The 14,649-nt window shown below is 45.6% G+C and carries 19 protein-coding genes and 2 pseudogenes; 8 read left to right on the forward strand and 13 right to left on the reverse strand.

Annotated features, from left to right (window positions below):
* Positions 1 to 71 precede the first annotated feature (71 nt).
* A complete protein-coding gene (locus tag ACH32G_RS03090; RefSeq protein ID WP_045925396.1) occupies positions 72 to 662 on the forward strand; it encodes an ImmA/IrrE family metallo-endopeptidase in 591 nt (196 codons plus the stop codon).
* A gap of 140 nt (positions 663 to 802) precedes the next feature.
* On the opposite strand, the gene ACH32G_RS03095 is transcribed toward ACH32G_RS03090, so the two are convergent.
* Positions 803 to 1,408, reverse strand: coding sequence for a poly-gamma-glutamate hydrolase family protein (locus ACH32G_RS03095; protein WP_016936464.1), 606 nt, complete (start codon positions 1,406 to 1,408; stop codon positions 803 to 805).
* 109 nt (positions 1,409 to 1,517) lie between these two features.
* On the opposite strand from ACH32G_RS03095, the gene ACH32G_RS03100 reads away from it, so the two are divergent.
* Positions 1,518 to 1,895 (forward strand): PH domain-containing protein, encoded by a 378-nt coding sequence (locus ACH32G_RS03100; RefSeq protein ID WP_016936465.1) that lies wholly within the window; start codon positions 1,518 to 1,520, stop codon positions 1,893 to 1,895.
* 36 nt (positions 1,896 to 1,931) lie between these two features.
* Here the strand turns inward: ACH32G_RS03100 and ACH32G_RS03105 are convergent, their stop codons facing one another.
* From ACH32G_RS03105 to ACH32G_RS03115, 3 genes are all read right to left on the reverse strand, one after another.
* Positions 1,932 to 2,885, reverse strand: coding sequence for an N-acetylmuramoyl-L-alanine amidase (locus tag ACH32G_RS03105; RefSeq protein ID WP_448813985.1), 954 nt, complete (start codon positions 2,883 to 2,885; stop codon positions 1,932 to 1,934).
* Positions 2,886 to 3,027: 142 nt separating this feature from the next.
* Positions 3,028 to 3,162, reverse strand: a complete 135-nt coding sequence (locus ACH32G_RS03110) for a PhrA family phosphatase inhibitor (RefSeq protein ID WP_016936467.1) — start codon at positions 3,160 to 3,162, stop codon at positions 3,028 to 3,030.
* Positions 3,152 to 4,285: a response regulator aspartate phosphatase gene (locus tag ACH32G_RS03115; RefSeq protein WP_448813986.1), complete on the reverse strand. Its 1,134-nt coding sequence runs from the start codon at positions 4,283 to 4,285 to the stop codon at positions 3,152 to 3,154. The genes ACH32G_RS03110 and ACH32G_RS03115 overlap by 11 nt, the downstream gene beginning before the upstream one ends.
* Before the next feature lie 206 nt (positions 4,286 to 4,491).
* On the opposite strand from ACH32G_RS03115, the gene ACH32G_RS03120 reads away from it, so the two are divergent.
* Both ACH32G_RS03120 and ACH32G_RS03125 read left to right on the forward strand, forming a co-directional pair.
* On the forward strand, positions 4,492 to 4,959 hold the full coding sequence (locus ACH32G_RS03120; protein WP_016936470.1) for a DinB family protein: 468 nt from the start codon (positions 4,492 to 4,494) through the stop codon (positions 4,957 to 4,959).
* A gap of 145 nt (positions 4,960 to 5,104) precedes the next feature.
* Complete coding sequence (locus ACH32G_RS03125; protein WP_047475431.1) at positions 5,105 to 5,869, forward strand: sulfite exporter TauE/SafE family protein; 765 nt, start codon at positions 5,105 to 5,107, stop codon at positions 5,867 to 5,869.
* Positions 5,870 to 5,910: 41 nt separating this feature from the next.
* Here ACH32G_RS03125 and ACH32G_RS03130 read toward each other — a convergent pair whose 3' ends face one another.
* From ACH32G_RS03130 to ACH32G_RS03165, 8 genes and pseudogenes are all read right to left on the reverse strand, one after another.
* Positions 5,911 to 6,102: a hypothetical protein gene (locus tag ACH32G_RS03130; protein WP_064778311.1), complete on the reverse strand. Its 192-nt coding sequence runs from the start codon at positions 6,100 to 6,102 to the stop codon at positions 5,911 to 5,913.
* Positions 6,103 to 6,449: 347 nt separating this feature from the next.
* Entirely contained in the window at positions 6,450 to 6,587 is a 138-nt protein-coding gene (locus tag ACH32G_RS03135) for a hypothetical protein (RefSeq protein ID WP_448814294.1), read from the reverse strand.
* Positions 6,520 to 6,854: pseudogene (locus tag ACH32G_RS03140) on the reverse strand (tagaturonate reductase); the annotation flags it as partial. The pseudogene ACH32G_RS03140 and the gene ACH32G_RS03135, both read right to left, overlap by 68 nt.
* A 50-nt stretch (positions 6,855 to 6,904) precedes the next feature.
* On the reverse strand, positions 6,905 to 7,903 hold the full coding sequence (locus ACH32G_RS03145) for a LacI family DNA-binding transcriptional regulator (RefSeq protein ID WP_448813987.1): 999 nt from the start codon (positions 7,901 to 7,903) through the stop codon (positions 6,905 to 6,907).
* Between the two features lie 70 nt (positions 7,904 to 7,973).
* Positions 7,974 to 8,169 (reverse strand): annotated as a pseudogene (locus tag ACH32G_RS03150) (MFS transporter); the annotation flags it as partial.
* 107 nt (positions 8,170 to 8,276) lie between these two features.
* The gene (locus ACH32G_RS03155) at positions 8,277 to 9,455 is read right to left on the reverse strand and encodes an NAD(P)/FAD-dependent oxidoreductase (RefSeq protein ID WP_016936473.1); all 1,179 of its coding nucleotides are present in this window, start codon (positions 9,453 to 9,455) and stop codon (positions 8,277 to 8,279) included.
* A gap of 39 nt (positions 9,456 to 9,494) precedes the next feature.
* The gene (locus ACH32G_RS03160) at positions 9,495 to 9,911 is read right to left on the reverse strand and encodes a DUF1641 domain-containing protein (RefSeq protein WP_016936474.1); all 417 of its coding nucleotides are present in this window, start codon (positions 9,909 to 9,911) and stop codon (positions 9,495 to 9,497) included.
* Between the two features lie 386 nt (positions 9,912 to 10,297).
* Positions 10,298 to 10,795 (reverse strand): cupin domain-containing protein, encoded by a 498-nt coding sequence (locus tag ACH32G_RS03165; RefSeq protein WP_049628303.1) that lies wholly within the window; start codon positions 10,793 to 10,795, stop codon positions 10,298 to 10,300.
* A 129-nt stretch (positions 10,796 to 10,924) separates the two neighbouring features.
* Between ACH32G_RS03165 and ACH32G_RS03170 the strand changes: the two genes are divergently transcribed.
* From ACH32G_RS03170 to ACH32G_RS03180, 3 genes are read left to right on the forward strand one after another with little or no spacing between them, the layout of a single operon-like run.
* On the forward strand, positions 10,925 to 11,908 hold the full coding sequence (locus ACH32G_RS03170; RefSeq protein WP_099745174.1) for a DMT family transporter: 984 nt from the start codon (positions 10,925 to 10,927) through the stop codon (positions 11,906 to 11,908).
* 27 nt (positions 11,909 to 11,935) lie between these two features.
* The gene (locus tag ACH32G_RS03175) at positions 11,936 to 12,673 is read left to right on the forward strand and encodes an ABC transporter ATP-binding protein (protein ID WP_045925388.1); all 738 of its coding nucleotides are present in this window, start codon (positions 11,936 to 11,938) and stop codon (positions 12,671 to 12,673) included.
* Position 12,674: 1 nt separating this feature from the next.
* The gene (locus ACH32G_RS03180) at positions 12,675 to 13,436 is read left to right on the forward strand and encodes an ABC transporter permease (RefSeq protein ID WP_016936479.1); all 762 of its coding nucleotides are present in this window, start codon (positions 12,675 to 12,677) and stop codon (positions 13,434 to 13,436) included.
* Positions 13,437 to 13,459: 23 nt separating this feature from the next.
* Here ACH32G_RS03180 and ACH32G_RS03185 read toward each other — a convergent pair whose 3' ends face one another.
* Positions 13,460 to 14,278 (reverse strand): uroporphyrinogen-III synthase, encoded by an 819-nt coding sequence (locus tag ACH32G_RS03185; protein ID WP_060963030.1) that lies wholly within the window; start codon positions 14,276 to 14,278, stop codon positions 13,460 to 13,462.
* Between the two features lie 173 nt (positions 14,279 to 14,451).
* Here ACH32G_RS03185 and ACH32G_RS03190 point away from each other — a divergent pair, with 173 nt between their 5' ends.
* Positions 14,452 to 14,637, forward strand: a complete 186-nt coding sequence (locus ACH32G_RS03190; protein ID WP_003154919.1) for a hypothetical protein — start codon at positions 14,452 to 14,454, stop codon at positions 14,635 to 14,637.
* The last annotated feature ends 12 nt before the right edge of the window (positions 14,638 to 14,649 follow it).

Consider the following 14,649-nt stretch of genomic DNA (forward strand, 5'->3'; position numbering starts at 1 on the left):
TTGATTCAAAGTCCGATCAGGGCTTTTCTTTCTCGCTAAAAAAGAACATATGTTCGAAAGGGTGTATTCAATTGGGCGATTTTTTAACACATCTTGAGGAATACGTCAAAAACTTATATTGCCGCATGGGAATGACCGCCCCCCTCCATATTGATATGCAAACGATTGCCAAGGAGCTTGACATTTGGATTCATTTTGAAGATACGCACAGCATGATGCTGAAGCGGGACGGCATGTACAGCATCGTCCTGAACCAAAAAAAGTCACCTGAGGAGCAATGGGAGGATTTTGCACACGAACTGTGCCATGTGCTGAAGCATACCGGGAACCATTTCCACATGAACAAGCTGTTCAGGGAACTGCAGGAATTCCAGGCCAACCATTTTATGTACCACTTCTGTGTACCGACCTTTATGCTGTTAAACATGGAGCTTCCTCAGCGGAGGAACCACGCCGTTATTTTAATCGCAGCCGCTTTCCGGGTGACGGCATCATTTGCGGAAAAAAGGCTTGAGCTGTTTGAACGGCGTAAAGCAGGTATTCAATTTCAGAAGCGGCTCACTTGTCTGCTATCCGACAAGCGGCCGAATGTGTATTACGAAGGCAGGCAGACACACTTGCATGCCGCTGAAGAAAAATCGCCGTATTTTATTGAAAACTAGCGATTCTCTGCCGGCTGAAAACGCAGCCGGCAGAATGTCATCATTTTGACATCGGAGGAAAGGTTTTTGCATTATGAAGCTGTTCTCACCGTGCTGCCAGCCAAGCACTTCTTGCTCCCCACAGACCCAGTGAACCCTGTTCATTTATCATAAAAACCGAGTTTGACGGCATCTACATACCGAAAAAACAGATCCGTTGGCGTGTATTCTTCTCCCCTGCAGCCAAAATTGCTGAACAGCACGTTTCTCTGTGCCGTGCTTACTTCCAATTGCAGCCCCATTTTCCTTTTTGTCCGATTCACAATGTTCCCGGGGTTTACACCTGCCAGCCGGTCGTTCATGTCCGTCAGCTCGGCGCTAAAACCCGCTTCACGCAGCAGATCACAAATCAGTCTGGCCTTTTCCAGATCCGCGCCCCCGACGAGCGTATTTGCCGTTTCCCGATCATGGTACCCATGAAAAGCCAATGCATAATGATGAGCGGTCACTTTTTCTAAAGCCAGCGGTTCATCAAAGCGTGTGCTTGTCAAGTGGAGGGAGCGATTGCCGCATTGCTTTGTGCCTTCAAATAAGTAAATTGAGCTTTGGTCAGAAAATGCCCGCACCAGTTCACTGACACCGGGCTCAATTCTGCCGCCGTGGGGAGCGAGGACGATATGTTCACTTCCCTCATTTTCTTCATAGATAATTCTGTATTCCGATTCAGCAGCGGAAAGAGCTGCGAAACTGTCATATCGATCTTTCATGTTTAACATGCTCTCCTTTTTCAGTCAGCACCAGTTTACTCTACTCGTCTAGGAATGAAAACCTTTTTATAGTATGATTTGAAAGAATACGTATCAGGGGGGATCTATCATGGGGTTTATCAATAGATTGCTGGGTAACGCGTCGACAATATCGACGGCTGAAGCAAAAGAAGAACTGGCCCGTATTCTGCTGGAAGGTGAGAATGTCAACGCCGCGTTTAAACTCGTCCGCGATATCATTGTCTTTACGGATAAGCGTCTTATTCTTGTTGATAAACAGGGGCTTACGGGTAAGAAAACAGAGATTCAATCCATTCCGTACAAAAGCATTTCCAGATTCAGCGTAGAAACCGCCGGCCGCTTTGACTTAGATTCAGAGCTGAAAATTTGGATTTCCGGCGCGGAAATTCCCGCTGTCTCAAAGCAGTTTAAAAAAGATGAAAGCATTTATGATATTCAAAAGGCTCTTGCCGCAGTTTGTATGTAAGAAAAACGGAAGCCCGGAAAGCTTCCGTTTTATTGATTACAGCCTTTCCTCGATTTTTGCCTTCGTTTTCGGGCCGTAAATTCCGTCTGCCGTTAATCCGCTGACGGATTGAAAACGTTTTACGGCATTTGCCGTTTTCGGACCGTAAACGCCGTCAACCCCGTGATGTTTTGCGCCTTTATCAGGATAAAAATAAAGGGCGGATAAAGCGTTTTGCACTTGTTTCACGTTTGTCCCTTTCGTCAGCGGGTTTGTCACTTTAATCACTCCGGACGGGAGCGGATAGGAAGACGCAGCCTGACTTTTCGAGGAAGATCCCGTCTGAGACAGCTTGATCACCTGTCCGACTGTAATGTGATTCGGGTCGGTGATATGGTTTAAGCTTTGCAGCAATTTTACACTGACACCGTGTGATGCGGCAATCTCCGACAAGGTGTCGCCTTTTTTCACATGGTATTCAGATACCGACGGAGAAACGGCAGCCTTTTTTGCAGGCGTACTGCCGCTTAATTTCTTTTCAATTTTCGCCTTCACTTCATCCCAGCGGCCTTCAGACAAAATGCGGTGCGGGCAGTACTTTCCGTTCCAGTCCTGGTGCTTTCTGATTCTGTCAATCCCCCAGCCCCGCTCCTTCAGAAGCTGAGCGGCAAACTCAATCGCCAGTTCTTCTGCGGCTCTGTACCGTTCGCCGCCTGACTTGCTGTAACAGATTTCTATTGCAATCGACTTCCGGTTTCCGGTGCCGTTTGTGCCGTCTCCCGAATGCCAGGCATTCCGGTCCAGCGGAATGCCCTGAATCACTTCTTTGTCATCGACTGCAAAATGATAGCTCGTTGATTCGCTGTTCCCCGTCATATAGCTGATTTCATTGGCGGCGGATGCGTCGTTTGCCGTGTTATGGATGGTAATATACTCCGGCGTCATTGGATTCGGACATTTTAACGCATATTTATCAGCCGATACGAGCCGTTTTTTCACTTCAATCCCCACTCTTCATCTCTCCTTATGCCTTTTTCATAAATAGGTGGCATTCGTAGGACAGACGCCTTGAGTATATAGACCCCGCAATCGGATAAAAGTGGAATATTTGTGCTTAGGCAAAAAAAAGACCCTTCCTAAGAAGGGTCTTTACTTATGTTTGGTTGCGCGCGGCAATATGAAATGTGCCGTCCGCTTGGTTTTCCAAATGGCTTTCATGGCCGATTCCCTGTGTAAAGCTGAACCCGACAGCAACAAGCAGCAATCCTGACAACAGTTTAGATTTCATATAGACAATCTCCTCTCTGGATTTGTTTTTGGGCGTGCACCATTTTTTCATAAAACGTGAGCGCTTTTCCAGGCTGTCCATGCTCCATGTAAAATTTGGCAGCGTCATGCGCCAATTCTTCAACATACGGATACAGCATGTGTTCCTCCAGAAACTCAAAGGTATGCCTGACGCATGCGTTATCCATCTTGCCATATAACGCATGTAAAAACTGAAACAGCTTGACAAACAATTCATCATTGTATTCGCGGGCGATACTAAGCCCGAGGCGGTATTGCTTCTCTGCTTCGGCAGTGGTGTTCTGTTTATAAAGGACCTGTGTTAATGAGTAAATAGAATGCGGAAGATTATCGAACTTTTCTGACTTGCAAATGGAAACAGATGTCTCAAAATATTCGGCTGCTTTAGAGAGGTCTCCCATTTTTTCATAGCAGTTTCCGAGATTATATAAGGCTGAACTAATAAGACGGGGATTGCCTTCTTGTTTCGCAAGATCTAAAGCAAGTTCTAAGTGGGGCAATGCTCTTTCTGGATACTGCATGTCATCATAATTCCCTGCAATAACGAATTCACATTGGATTCTGCGGACGTTGTACGTCTCATACGATTGGTACGTTTCAAGGGCTTGTACGGCATAACTCATGGAGACGTAGGTTTGTTTCAGGTTGTAAAATATCTCGGCCATTTTAAAAGCAAACTCAGCTTTCTCGATGTCATCAGAAACGAGTGCAAGGTTTTTTTCAGCCCGTTTGTAATACATCATGGCGTTTAGGAACATTTTCTGTTTAAATTCATACATTCCTCGAAAAAAATTAAAATAGTAATCAAGCAGTCCTGTCAGCTTATACTGGCTGCCTTCAATGTCTTCCAATAATTCTGAAAACTCAGGCTGAGAAGGGTCCTCCTTTAAGGGCTTAATGTAATCCAGCATGACGCGGTGTCTGAATTCCATTAATGAATAATACAGCAGCAGATCCTGATCTTCTTCCATATCCTCGATCTCTCTCTCTACTTCACGTTTGACGCGCTCCGCCTCAAGGACGTGAAACTGCCGGATATGGGTATACCATTCATTAATTTTGAGCCCGACAAAAGAGGACGGAATAGTCTGCTTCATCCTCAATTAATCCCCCCTTTTGGAATGACCGAGATATGTCATATTTTATCATATTTGCTAGAAAAAGAAGAACGCAAAAAGACCGCAATTGTCGAATTTCGGAAATCCGCAACGATTTATCTTCATCAAGAGCTTATTGCTTGTTTCTTCCGTGCCGTTGATATAGCATATCCTTGCATCATTTTAATTCTTGATCAAATGGGGGTTTTCACATGACAGCACAAAATCAATTGGTCAGCCACTTTCTGTCACATCGAAACGTGACGATTGAGCTGGCGGAAAAAATCAGCCGCGAACATTACGATTACAAGCCGGCAGAGACATCAATGTCCGCTCAGGAACTTGTAAAACACATCGTTTATTCTTTTCTCATGTTTGCAAACGTCATTAAAGACGGAGACGGATCAGCCATCCAGAACAAGCCGAAAGAAGAAGCGGAAACAGACCTCGTCAAACTGGCGGAAGCATGTACTGAAAAAACGACAGACATCCTGTCACAGCTGACTGAAGAGCAGCTGAACCGCGAAATTGACCTGACTGCCTCTTTCGGCAGAAAAATTACCGGCTCCGCTCTCCTTCAGCTTGCGATGGAACATGAAATTCATCATAAAGGCAATCTTTTCGTGTATGTAAGAGAAATGGGCCACACGGAACTTCCGTTTTATCAGCAAAAATCATAATCCGGCCATCCGCCGGTCTGCGAAATAACAGCAGGCCGGCGGATTTTTTTGTTCTGTATAAAATTTTCCGAAAATTTAATTGATAATCGCCCCTTAATCATATATAATCTGATAAAAATAGTAGGATTATTCAGGGGGCACACAGATGACTGTAAGCATTGTGTTTATGGGGTTCATTGTCGGAACGCTGGTCGGATTGACGGGTGTGGGAGGAGCGGCGCTTTTGACTCCTTTACTGATCGTTTTGGGAATCAACCCGTCAATTGCCGTCGGCACGGACCTTTTATATAACTCCATCACCAAACTGTTCGGTGTCGTTTCTCATTGGAAGCAGCGCACCGTTCATTTTAAACTTGTCGGCTACTTGGCGCTCGGAAGTATTCCCAGCGCAACAGCCGCCATCGGCATTCTTCACCTGTTTCCCGCTTTTCACCAGCATCAGGAGCAGATTATCAAACAGGCGCTCGGCTACGTGCTGACTCTTGTCGCCATTTCCATTATCGCCCGCCTTTTTTTCGATAAAAAACTGCGGCCGAACCGCTGGCAGCAAAAAACGCTTGAAGAAAAACGGACACTTATGATACTGATCGGCGTCATTTTCGGTTTCATCGTCGGCCTGACATCTATCGGGTCCGGCTCATTATTCGCGATCGCCATGCTGTACCTGTTCAGAATGAAAACTGCAGAAGTAGTGGGAACGGATATCGCACATGCCTTTTTGCTCGTAACGGCCGCAGGTCTGTTAAACGCAAGCTTCGGCAGCGTCGATTACCTGCTCGTATTGAATCTTCTGCTCGGCTCCGTACCGGGTGTGCTCCTCGGCAGCTTCTTTTCGCCGAAATTCTCTCCGCGCCCGCTGCAGTTTGTGATGGCGGCGATTATTTTGATCAGCGGAATAAAATTAATATAAAAAAAGCGTCCTTTACAGGAACGCTTTTTTATTTTTCGATATCACCTTACACTTATTAAAATATAAACAGCAAACGCGACAATGTATACCAGAAATGATCCGGTCATAAATTTTACGGGTTTTCTTGAGAAGTTTAATACTCCTCTTAATCCGTCATTCAAAATCATTCCGAAAAATGTCACCAGTGTAACTCCTAAAGCGAGCATTGAAATCCCAAAAATAACCTGATCCATGTCAAATCACCCTCCATTTACATTCTATTTTTTCAAATATGCCTATTAGTCTGGGAAAAAGATAAGACGATTGCGACCGGACATTTTCATTACCAGAAATGAAACGTTACGAGGTTTATTGCAGCAGAAAAAATGTCGCTATTAAAAACCATTCCGTTTTGATTGCTCTTTACAGCGTCATTCCAAATTATAACTTAATCAAGTATGCAGTAACATTTTTCCTCTGCCTGCATTTTCGCACATCCCACTTTCACAATTCATTTCCAAAATAAAAAAGCAACCCTTTCACGGATCGCCTTTTCTCTTATAACGTCACACCGGACTTAAAAATCGCAAGCTCCCGGAAATCATTTTTTATTATTGGTGAATTCTGCGCTTGCCGCTTGAATGATGTATAAAGCCTCTTCCAATGCAATGTGCTGCCAGCCGTTTAAATGAATCATAATCAGATAAAAGATCAATGCCGCGGCTGATGGATTTGACAATCATGAGTTCTACAGCCGGTTTCCCGTCCTTTATTCCCTGCAAAAGAAGCGTAAATACCGTCCTGCTCATTTTAATATTTGATTTTCTCAGAGCCTCTCGGCTGTACGGCGGCTATGCTTCTCGTTAAAGTCCGTCAATTGATTCAATTGATCGATCTGCCGGACTGATAAAGCCCGCAAGAAATGGCCTTCACCGAACTGAAGGACTTTTTCAGGATATTGAATGTATCTGCCGCAAGCTGTCCGCCTCCTGCTGTATTTATGCACACGTTAACATTTTTCCGTATAAAAAAACCCGGATATTCAGACGGGGCAGTTTATGTGAGTTTTTTGATTGAATCTCTTATCATCACCTCAGTGTTTTCATATATTTTTCTCGCCGCCGTATTCGGATCAGCGATAAGCGCCAGAATCTTCTCTGCGCCGAGGATACTGATTTTTTCAACCGGGCGTTTTACGGTCGAAAGCCTCGGCGTCATGTATTGTGAAATGCCGATGTCATCAAACCCAATGACGGATATGTCTTCGGGAACGTTCAGACCTTTGGCGAAAATGGCGTTCATCGCTCCGATCGCCATATCATCATTTGAACAAAAAACAGCGGTAGGCGGTGATTGAAGCGCCAAGAGTTTTTCCATCGCCTGACTGCCGCTCTCCATATCGTAGTTGCCTTTTACACTGTATTCTTGCTTAATCGGAATAGAATGATCAATTAAAGATGACAAATAGCCTTCTTTCCGCTGAGAAGTTGACCTGAATCCTTCTTTTCCCTCAATGATCGCGATATCTCTGTGTCCGTTTGCGATCAGGCAGTCAACCGCCTGTCTGGAGCCTTCTTTATCGTTTGACAGGATATTCGTGATGCTCCGGTCATCAATGTCCCGGTTCAGCACGACGAGCGGGATGTTTTTCTCACGGATATGATAAATAAAGGAATTATCACTGTCGCTTTGGCTCATTAAGATGATTCCGTCATATCTCATGGGCGTAATGGTTTCAAAGCTTTTCAGGTCGTCAATCGCGCGGACGAACAAACTGTAATCCTCGCTGATTGTGCGGTTTACTCCTTTGATCGTATCGGAAAAAAAGCTGTGTGAAGTTCCGTTTGTGATGCTTGTAAAAAACAGTCCGATCGTATGGGACTTTTGCATGGCAAGGCTTTTTGCATTTACATTCGGTGTGTAATTCAGCTGTGAAGCGAGCTCTAATATCTTCTGTTTTGTATGCTCTTTAATGTAGGGGCTGCCGTTCAGTGCCCGGGATACCGTTGTATGGGATACGTTGGCGAGTTTTGCGATATCTTTTATGGTTACCATCGGTTTTCCTTTCTCCCTGTATACTGTCATTTATTTCTATTGTACCATTAACGGACAGTCCATAAAATCACTAAAGTTGAGGTTTTGCATGATGTAAGTCCTGAACGGACCCGGCATGCTGCCTGTCTATCAGCTTATCCATCATACCGATAATCAGCATGGCGCACAGCAAAAGGAGCCTATAATCCCGATTAACGTGCCTTTCGTCGAGATGTATTCGGGATATAGCCGGTATTGATCAGTCCGATGCCTGAAAGAAATCCTGATGACGGAAGACAGAAATTCAGCGCATCAGCCGCGGTGCTGACTGTTCACGTTAACATTTAGACATAAAAAAACACTGCCGAGAAAGTCGGCAGTGTCATTTGAAGGATTAGTAAGCCAGGCTGAATAATCCTTTGATATGTGTTAAATAACGTACGTTACTTGCTTCTTTCATTAAAGATGCCGGAAGACCTTTCAGCGGAGTAGAGTTCGCTCCGATGATGGCAACCGCGTCTTTACGTCCGAGACTTGCAAGCGTACCAGAGTTTACAGGCTTGAATGTTTCAAGCGTTTTTCCTTCTAAGTAAGCGAACAGGTTGTAACCGACAAGTTCACCCATCTGCCATGCGATCTGCGCTGTAGGCGGGTATGGACGGCCGTCCGGCGCAAAGTATACTGCGCTGTCTCCGACAACAAATACATCTTCGTGAGAAGTAGATTGTAAGAAATCATTAACAGTCGCGCGGCCGCGGTTCACTTCAAGACCTGATTCGCCGACTAACGGGTTGCCTTGTACGCCGCCTGTCCATACAAATGTGTTGGCAACGACTTTTGAACCGTCTTTCAGATCAATGACGTTTCCTTCCACGTTTGTAACAGGAAGACCTGTTAAGAACTCAACACCGCGTTTTTCAAGACTTTTTGTCGCGCGTTCGATAAGATCATCAGGAAGAACAGGAAGAATTTTCGGACCTGCTTCAACTAGTTTCAGTTTGATTTCTTTATGGTCTACGCCGTATTTTTTCGTAAGGTTCGGCATGATGTCAGCAAGCTCACCGACAAGCTCAACGCCTGTTAAGCCGCCGCCGCCGATAAGAATCGTTGCATCAGCTTCGTTTTTCGTTTTAGAGTATTCACGCACACGGTCTTCCACGTGTTTGTATACTTTGTTGGCATCCGCAGCAGATTTGAGCACCATGCTGTTTTCTTCGAGTCCAGGAATGCCGAAATAAGCCGTAACTGAACCAAGTCCGACAACAAGCGCGTCATAAGTCAGCTTAGAACCGTCAGAAAGGGCGACTTCTTTTTTATCAACTGAGAAAGAATTGACTTCTGCGATTTTAATGTCAACGTCTTTTCCTTTAAGAAGTTTTTCAAGCGGCATAGCAACAGCCTGTTCAGACACGTTGCCGGCTGCAAGGCGGTGCAGTTCCGTAATAATTTGGTGAGTCGGGTATTTGTTCACAACGGTTACGCGTGCTTCATCTTTACTGTAATGTTTGCGAACGGTTAAAGCAGAAAGAACTCCGCCGTAACCAGCGCCTAAAATGACAATATGTTTTGACATCGTATATCCTCCGTCCTTTATATCAATTTGAATCTGAGATTATTTTTGTTTTTCGTTCATGATTTCAAGATAGCTGTTAGCAAAACGGAACAGCTTTTGCGCTTGAGGATCTTTCAGCATGCGCAGCAGGCCGAAAAGTCCGATCGTGTCATTGCTTGCATCCGCGCGGTCTTTTGCTTCGATCGCAGTAGCCGCAATGTCTTTCGCTGTTTCTTTCACAGGCTCAAGAATTTCTGTAAGCGCACCCACTGTATCGCTCTTCAATACTTCGTCTGTCGCTACAGACTGTGCAAAATCATAAGACTTCGTTAAAATATTTACTAACTCAGTCAGTTTTGGTAGCTGATCCACTAAAACAGTCAGTGATTCTTGAACTTCAGGTTTTAGCAGCTGATCAATAAGATCGCGTTGGCCTTGGCTGACAGATGCATTTGTTTGATCGATTGTTTCTGGCATATCCGATTCTCCTTTACTATAAGCAGTGTGCTGATTTTTTTGGAAAGGGTAGCCTTTCCCCTCTCATGCAGAAAAGCATGAAAAAGCAAGATTGTGAATCCGTGCACAATCAGTTGCAAAAATAAATGTTTACTACCCAGTTTTTCACTTTGCCATATTCAGTATTATTTTTATATCAACAAAAACAATTGAATAAGTCAAAATTTCTTTTTCCTCTCTGAAAATAGCAAACATAAAAAACCCCAATTTGAATTACTCTTATATAATAACACTTTTTGAACAAAATTTGAACGTGAATTGTTTCGTTTATGAAATTATTTATATGGCGGGGGTGTAATAACGTTTCTTTTAGGCTATTTTTTTACAGACCATCCGCTTTTCCCCTGTCATTTCTCCCACAATTTTATAAGCGGGCCCGTTTTTCCCGTAAAGGGATCATATTCCGGGAGCGGGACACGGCTGATTTCTTCTGAAGTTCTATCATTTTTCTCCGTTTTTGTATCGTACTGCCGGCCGCCCGGATAAGCCCCGATCACGGTGAAATCAGAACTGGCCGACAGTTTTTTATGTCCGGTGCCGGCCGGAATGACCGCTGCGTCTCCAGTTTGAAGAACGGCGTCTGCGCCTTGTTCCCCGCCGAACCTCAAAACCGCGTTTCCTTTTACCGCGACGAGAACTTCGTGGGTGGTGCTGTGAAAATGGTGATACGGAAATACTCCGCCCCTCCAGCTGTTCGACCAATCGTGCCGGCGGAGGACGGATTCCGCTTTCTGTACCGTTTCTTCATTAAATACCGCTTTATAAATGACAAGCGGGAGATTCGGATTATTCGGAATGCGGCCGTCATCTTCAAAATAAAGAACTTCAATATCCTCTTTCTGCATTGTGTTCACCTCCGTATATGTCTGTTTCCCATTCATCAGTTGTTAAAACGCTATTTTCACATATTCCATTGCGAAGCCTGCCGGTGAATAGTATAGTATAAAAAAATATGTGTCAAAATGAGGGATTTCATGAAAGCCATCATATTCGGAATATTGGCATCTCTGTTTTTTGCAGTCACATTTATTTTAAACAGGGCGATGGAGCTTTCCGGCGGAAACTGGATGTGGAGCTCTTCCCTGCGTTTTCTTTTTATGGTTCCGTTTTTATTTCTGATCGTTTATGCGAAAGGAAAATGGGTGCCGCTCTGGCATGAAATCCGGAAAAAACCGTTTTTTTGGCTGAAGTGGAGCTTTACCGGCTTCGTGCTTTTTTATGCCCCGATTACCTTTGCGGCGGCATACGGGCCGGGCTGGCTGATCGCCGGCACGTGGCAGGTTACAATTGTCGCGGGTGTGCTCCTGTCGCCGTTTTTCTATGAAACAAAAGATTCACCGGCGGGCCCGGTTCCCGTCAGACAAAAGATCCCGCTGATTTCGCTGGTTACTTCCGTCATCATCCTGATCGGAGCAGGCCTGATTCAGCTTCAGCATGCGGGCTCTCTGTCCGGGCGCACGATACTATTCAGTGTTGTGCCGGTCGTCATCGCTGCATTTGCCTATCCGCTCGGCAATCGAAAAATGCTGGAGCAATACGGCGGTAAACTCGACACGTTTCAGCGCGTGCTCGGCATGACGCTCGCAAGCCTTCCGTTTTGGCTTCTGATCGCCGCTTTCGGCTGGCACAGAGACGGGCTTCCGTCAATGGGGCAGACATTTCAATCTTTTATCGTCGCGCTCAGCTCGGGTGTTATCGCGACAGTGTTATTTTTCCGCGCCACCGATATGGTGAGGAATGAGCCGCAGAAGCTCGCTGCTGTTGAAGCGACGCAATCCGGAGAGGTTCTGTTTGCGCTGATCGGCGAGATCGTCTTTTTATCTGCAGCGTTTCCGTCACTTCTTTCGTTTGCCGGACTGTTCATTATTATTGCGGGAATGGTCATGCATACATTCGCTTCACGGCAGACAGACCCGAAAACGGCGGAACAAACGGCAGCCGATCTCACCGGTTCCTGATTTTTTTTACGAAAGGTGTCATCCTGTATGAAAGAAGAAATTCCGGCAATATCTTTTCTGTCGGCCGGCAAACGCTATAAACAAAACAATACGTCCTTTGATGTCCTCAACCAGGTAACCGGACATATCCAAAAAGGCTCTATTACGGCGTTGATAGGGCCGTCCGGCGCGGGGAAAAGCACACTGCTGTCACTGTGCAATCTGATGAATACACCTGATGAAGGCGAAGTGCTTGTATTCGGAAAAGAAATAAGGCGCTGGGACATCAGAGAGCTCAGAAAAACCGCGGGCCTTGCATTCCAGTCAGCTCCCGTCATCGACGGCACAGTGCGGGACAACCTTCTGCTCGCAGAAAAACTTCACGGGACACAGCACTATACGCCTGAAGAGCTCGCAGACTTCACTGATCTTCCGCACGGGCTTCTGGATCAGGATGCAAAAGAATTATCCGGCGGACAGCGGCAGAAGCTCTCGTTGGCGAGAACCCTCGCCAGCCTGCCGTCTATCCTGCTTCTCGATGAAATTACATCGGCCCTGGACCCCGCATCTGTTCTCATCATCGAAAAGCTGATTACAAAGCTCCATCGGCAAAAACAGCTGACGATCCTGTGGATCACTCATAATCTTGAACAAGCGGAACGGATATCCGATACGGTGTGGTTTATGGCCGAGGGCAGGCTTTTAGAGATCGCGGAAACGAAAACGTTCTTTAAAGAACCGAAACACGAAAAGGCCCGGGCGCTTTTACAAGGGAGCGGGTGCTGATATGGATTATCTTTCTCTGTTATTTACAAGTGTATTTGTCATTATCGCTTTATTCCTGTCTAAATCTTTTAAAGCCGGCGTAGAAAAAGATATGATCATCGCAACCGTCAGGGCCGTCATTCAGCTTCTCATCATCGGCTATGTGCTGTCGCTGATTTTCCACGGTGATCACCCGGTGTTTATCCTACTCATGGTGCTTCTTATGCTCACGGCCGCTTCGCATAATGTCGCCAAACGGAAAAAAATGCGGATCGGTTCATTTTGGCGCGTTTATCTGACACTGGCTATTGTGGAAATCGTGACACAGGGAATTTTACTGGCCCTTCATATCATTCCGTTTACTTCAAGATATGTCATTCCGATAAGCGGCATGGTCATCGGAAACTCCATGGTGCTTTCAAGCCTGTTTTTAAACCGGCTCAGTTCGGAAGCGGATCTGCGGAAGGAAGAAATTCAGCTGATTCTCTCTCTCGGCGGAACGCCTAAGCAGGCAGTCCGCCATATATTGACGTCCAGTATGAAACTCAGTATGATACCGACACTGGAAAGCCAGAAAACATTAGGTCTCGTTCAGCTTCCCGGCATGATGACGGGACAGATTTTAGCAGGGGCTGATCCGATACAGGCGGTGCGCTTTCAGCTGTTGATCGTTTTTACAACGATGGCCTCCGCTCTTCTTACATGTATCATACTCAGCGCCTTAACGTATCCATCCCTTTTCACGGAACACTGGCAATTAAAAAAATTCAGCAGGGAAGCTTAGGCTTTTCCCTGCTGAATGATTGTTTATGACAATGTCAGAGATTCATAGTAACGGGATAATTCAATAATCATCGCTCCCATCCGCTCAATGTCCGGAGCAAGGACTCTCTCCACCCCTTCATCCTTGATCGCTTCAGCCGTCACTTTGCCGACTGCGGCGGCAAGAACATGGTTTTCGAATGCTTGCTGCAGTTCTTTTGCGGACCCTTTTTCTTTTGCATAATCAAAGAGAGAACGCACTTGAATGGCTGTCGTAAAACAGACGGCGTCAACCTCGCCGTTTAACAGCTCTCCCAGCAGTTTATCAACCGTCTCCCTTTCAGGCGGAATATGCTGATAAGGCAGAACGGGGAATACCTCCGCTCCGTTTTTCTCGAAGAATTCCGTTAAAACGGGCGCTTTTTCGCCATGAAGCTGTATCATGACTTTTTTATCTTTAAAGTCAAACCGTTCCAAGGAGCGGATCAGCCCTCTTGTTGTACCGTCTTCATCAGAGGCATGCGGCGTGATGCCGAGCTTCTTTAAGGCCGCATATGTTTTATAGCCTCTGCAGCCGATTTTCGCTTCATGTACGGCCGCTAGAAATTCTTCTTTCAAACCTATTTTTTCTGATACGGACAATAACGTTTCCGTCCCGATGCCTGTGGTAAATATCACCCAGTCGGCTTTTTGCTCAGCAAATGTTCTTACGTCAGGTTCTATCTGATCCTCCGCCAAGTATACGGTTCCTTGGAGGGAACGGGTGACTGCCGTTCCGCCCTGCTTTTCTATTAATCTTGTGATCTCTTCTGTTTTCCGCGAACCGCCGATGGCAATCCGTTTACCTTTCAATCCTTTTCCCATCGCTGTTTTTTCTTCCCTTCAGATGCCGGGCGCCCCATGGCAGGCCGTCATTTATTTCTATTATTGTTACGCAATCAGCCGGGAAAATCAAGATATGCTCCGTTGAATCCCCCGTGCAGTTGCTGTATCATTAACCGGGCAGAATGATTTGATTCGCGGAGGGACTTTCAATCATGGAAACAAAAAAAGAGTTCGAAACAAAAGGTTACGATACTTCGGTCATTTATGAGTTCAATGAATATCCTGATGTTCACAGCGGCCGATGTGATAATTGCGACTATACGCTGTTTAAAAGCTCAGTGAAGGGCGGAAAATTTTTGCGGGAATGCCGGAGATGCGGCATGAAGAAAAATATATAACAAAACAGGCAG

Source organism: Bacillus sp. CIS52, assembly GCF_053545315.1.

Bases quoted from the DNA above. Each gene is read 5' to 3' on its own strand.
- ACH32G_RS03095 (WP_016936464.1), bottom strand. From the start codon at position 1,408: ATGAAAGATCGATATGACAGTTTCGCAGCTCTTTCCGCTGCTGAATCG.
- ACH32G_RS03100 (WP_016936465.1), top strand. From the start codon at position 1,518: ATGGGGTTTATCAATAGATTGCTGGGTAACGCGTCGACAATATCGACG.
- ACH32G_RS03110 (WP_016936467.1), bottom strand. From the start codon at position 3,162: ATGAAATCTAAACTGTTGTCAGGATTGCTGCTTGTTGCTGTCGGGTTC.
- ACH32G_RS03120 (WP_016936470.1), top strand. From the start codon at position 4,492: ATGACAGCACAAAATCAATTGGTCAGCCACTTTCTGTCACATCGAAAC.
- ACH32G_RS03125 (WP_047475431.1), top strand. From the start codon at position 5,105: ATGACTGTAAGCATTGTGTTTATGGGGTTCATTGTCGGAACGCTGGTC.
- ACH32G_RS03130 (WP_064778311.1), bottom strand. From the start codon at position 6,102: ATGGATCAGGTTATTTTTGGGATTTCAATGCTCGCTTTAGGAGTTACA.
- ACH32G_RS03145 (WP_448813987.1), bottom strand. From the start codon at position 7,903: ATGGTAACCATAAAAGATATCGCAAAACTCGCCAACGTATCCCATACA.
- ACH32G_RS03155 (WP_016936473.1), bottom strand. From the start codon at position 9,455: ATGTCAAAACATATTGTCATTTTAGGCGCTGGTTACGGCGGAGTTCTT.
- ACH32G_RS03160 (WP_016936474.1), bottom strand. From the start codon at position 9,911: ATGCCAGAAACAATCGATCAAACAAATGCATCTGTCAGCCAAGGCCAA.
- ACH32G_RS03165 (WP_049628303.1), bottom strand. From the start codon at position 10,795: ATGCAGAAAGAGGATATTGAAGTTCTTTATTTTGAAGATGACGGCCGC.
- ACH32G_RS03170 (WP_099745174.1), top strand. From the start codon at position 10,925: ATGAAAGCCATCATATTCGGAATATTGGCATCTCTGTTTTTTGCAGTC.
- ACH32G_RS03175 (WP_045925388.1), top strand. From the start codon at position 11,936: ATGAAAGAAGAAATTCCGGCAATATCTTTTCTGTCGGCCGGCAAACGC.
- ACH32G_RS03180 (WP_016936479.1), top strand. From the start codon at position 12,675: ATGGATTATCTTTCTCTGTTATTTACAAGTGTATTTGTCATTATCGCT.
- ACH32G_RS03185 (WP_060963030.1), bottom strand. From the start codon at position 14,278: ATGGGAAAAGGATTGAAAGGTAAACGGATTGCCATCGGCGGTTCGCGG.
- ACH32G_RS03190 (WP_003154919.1), top strand. From the start codon at position 14,452: ATGGAAACAAAAAAAGAGTTCGAAACAAAAGGTTACGATACTTCGGTC.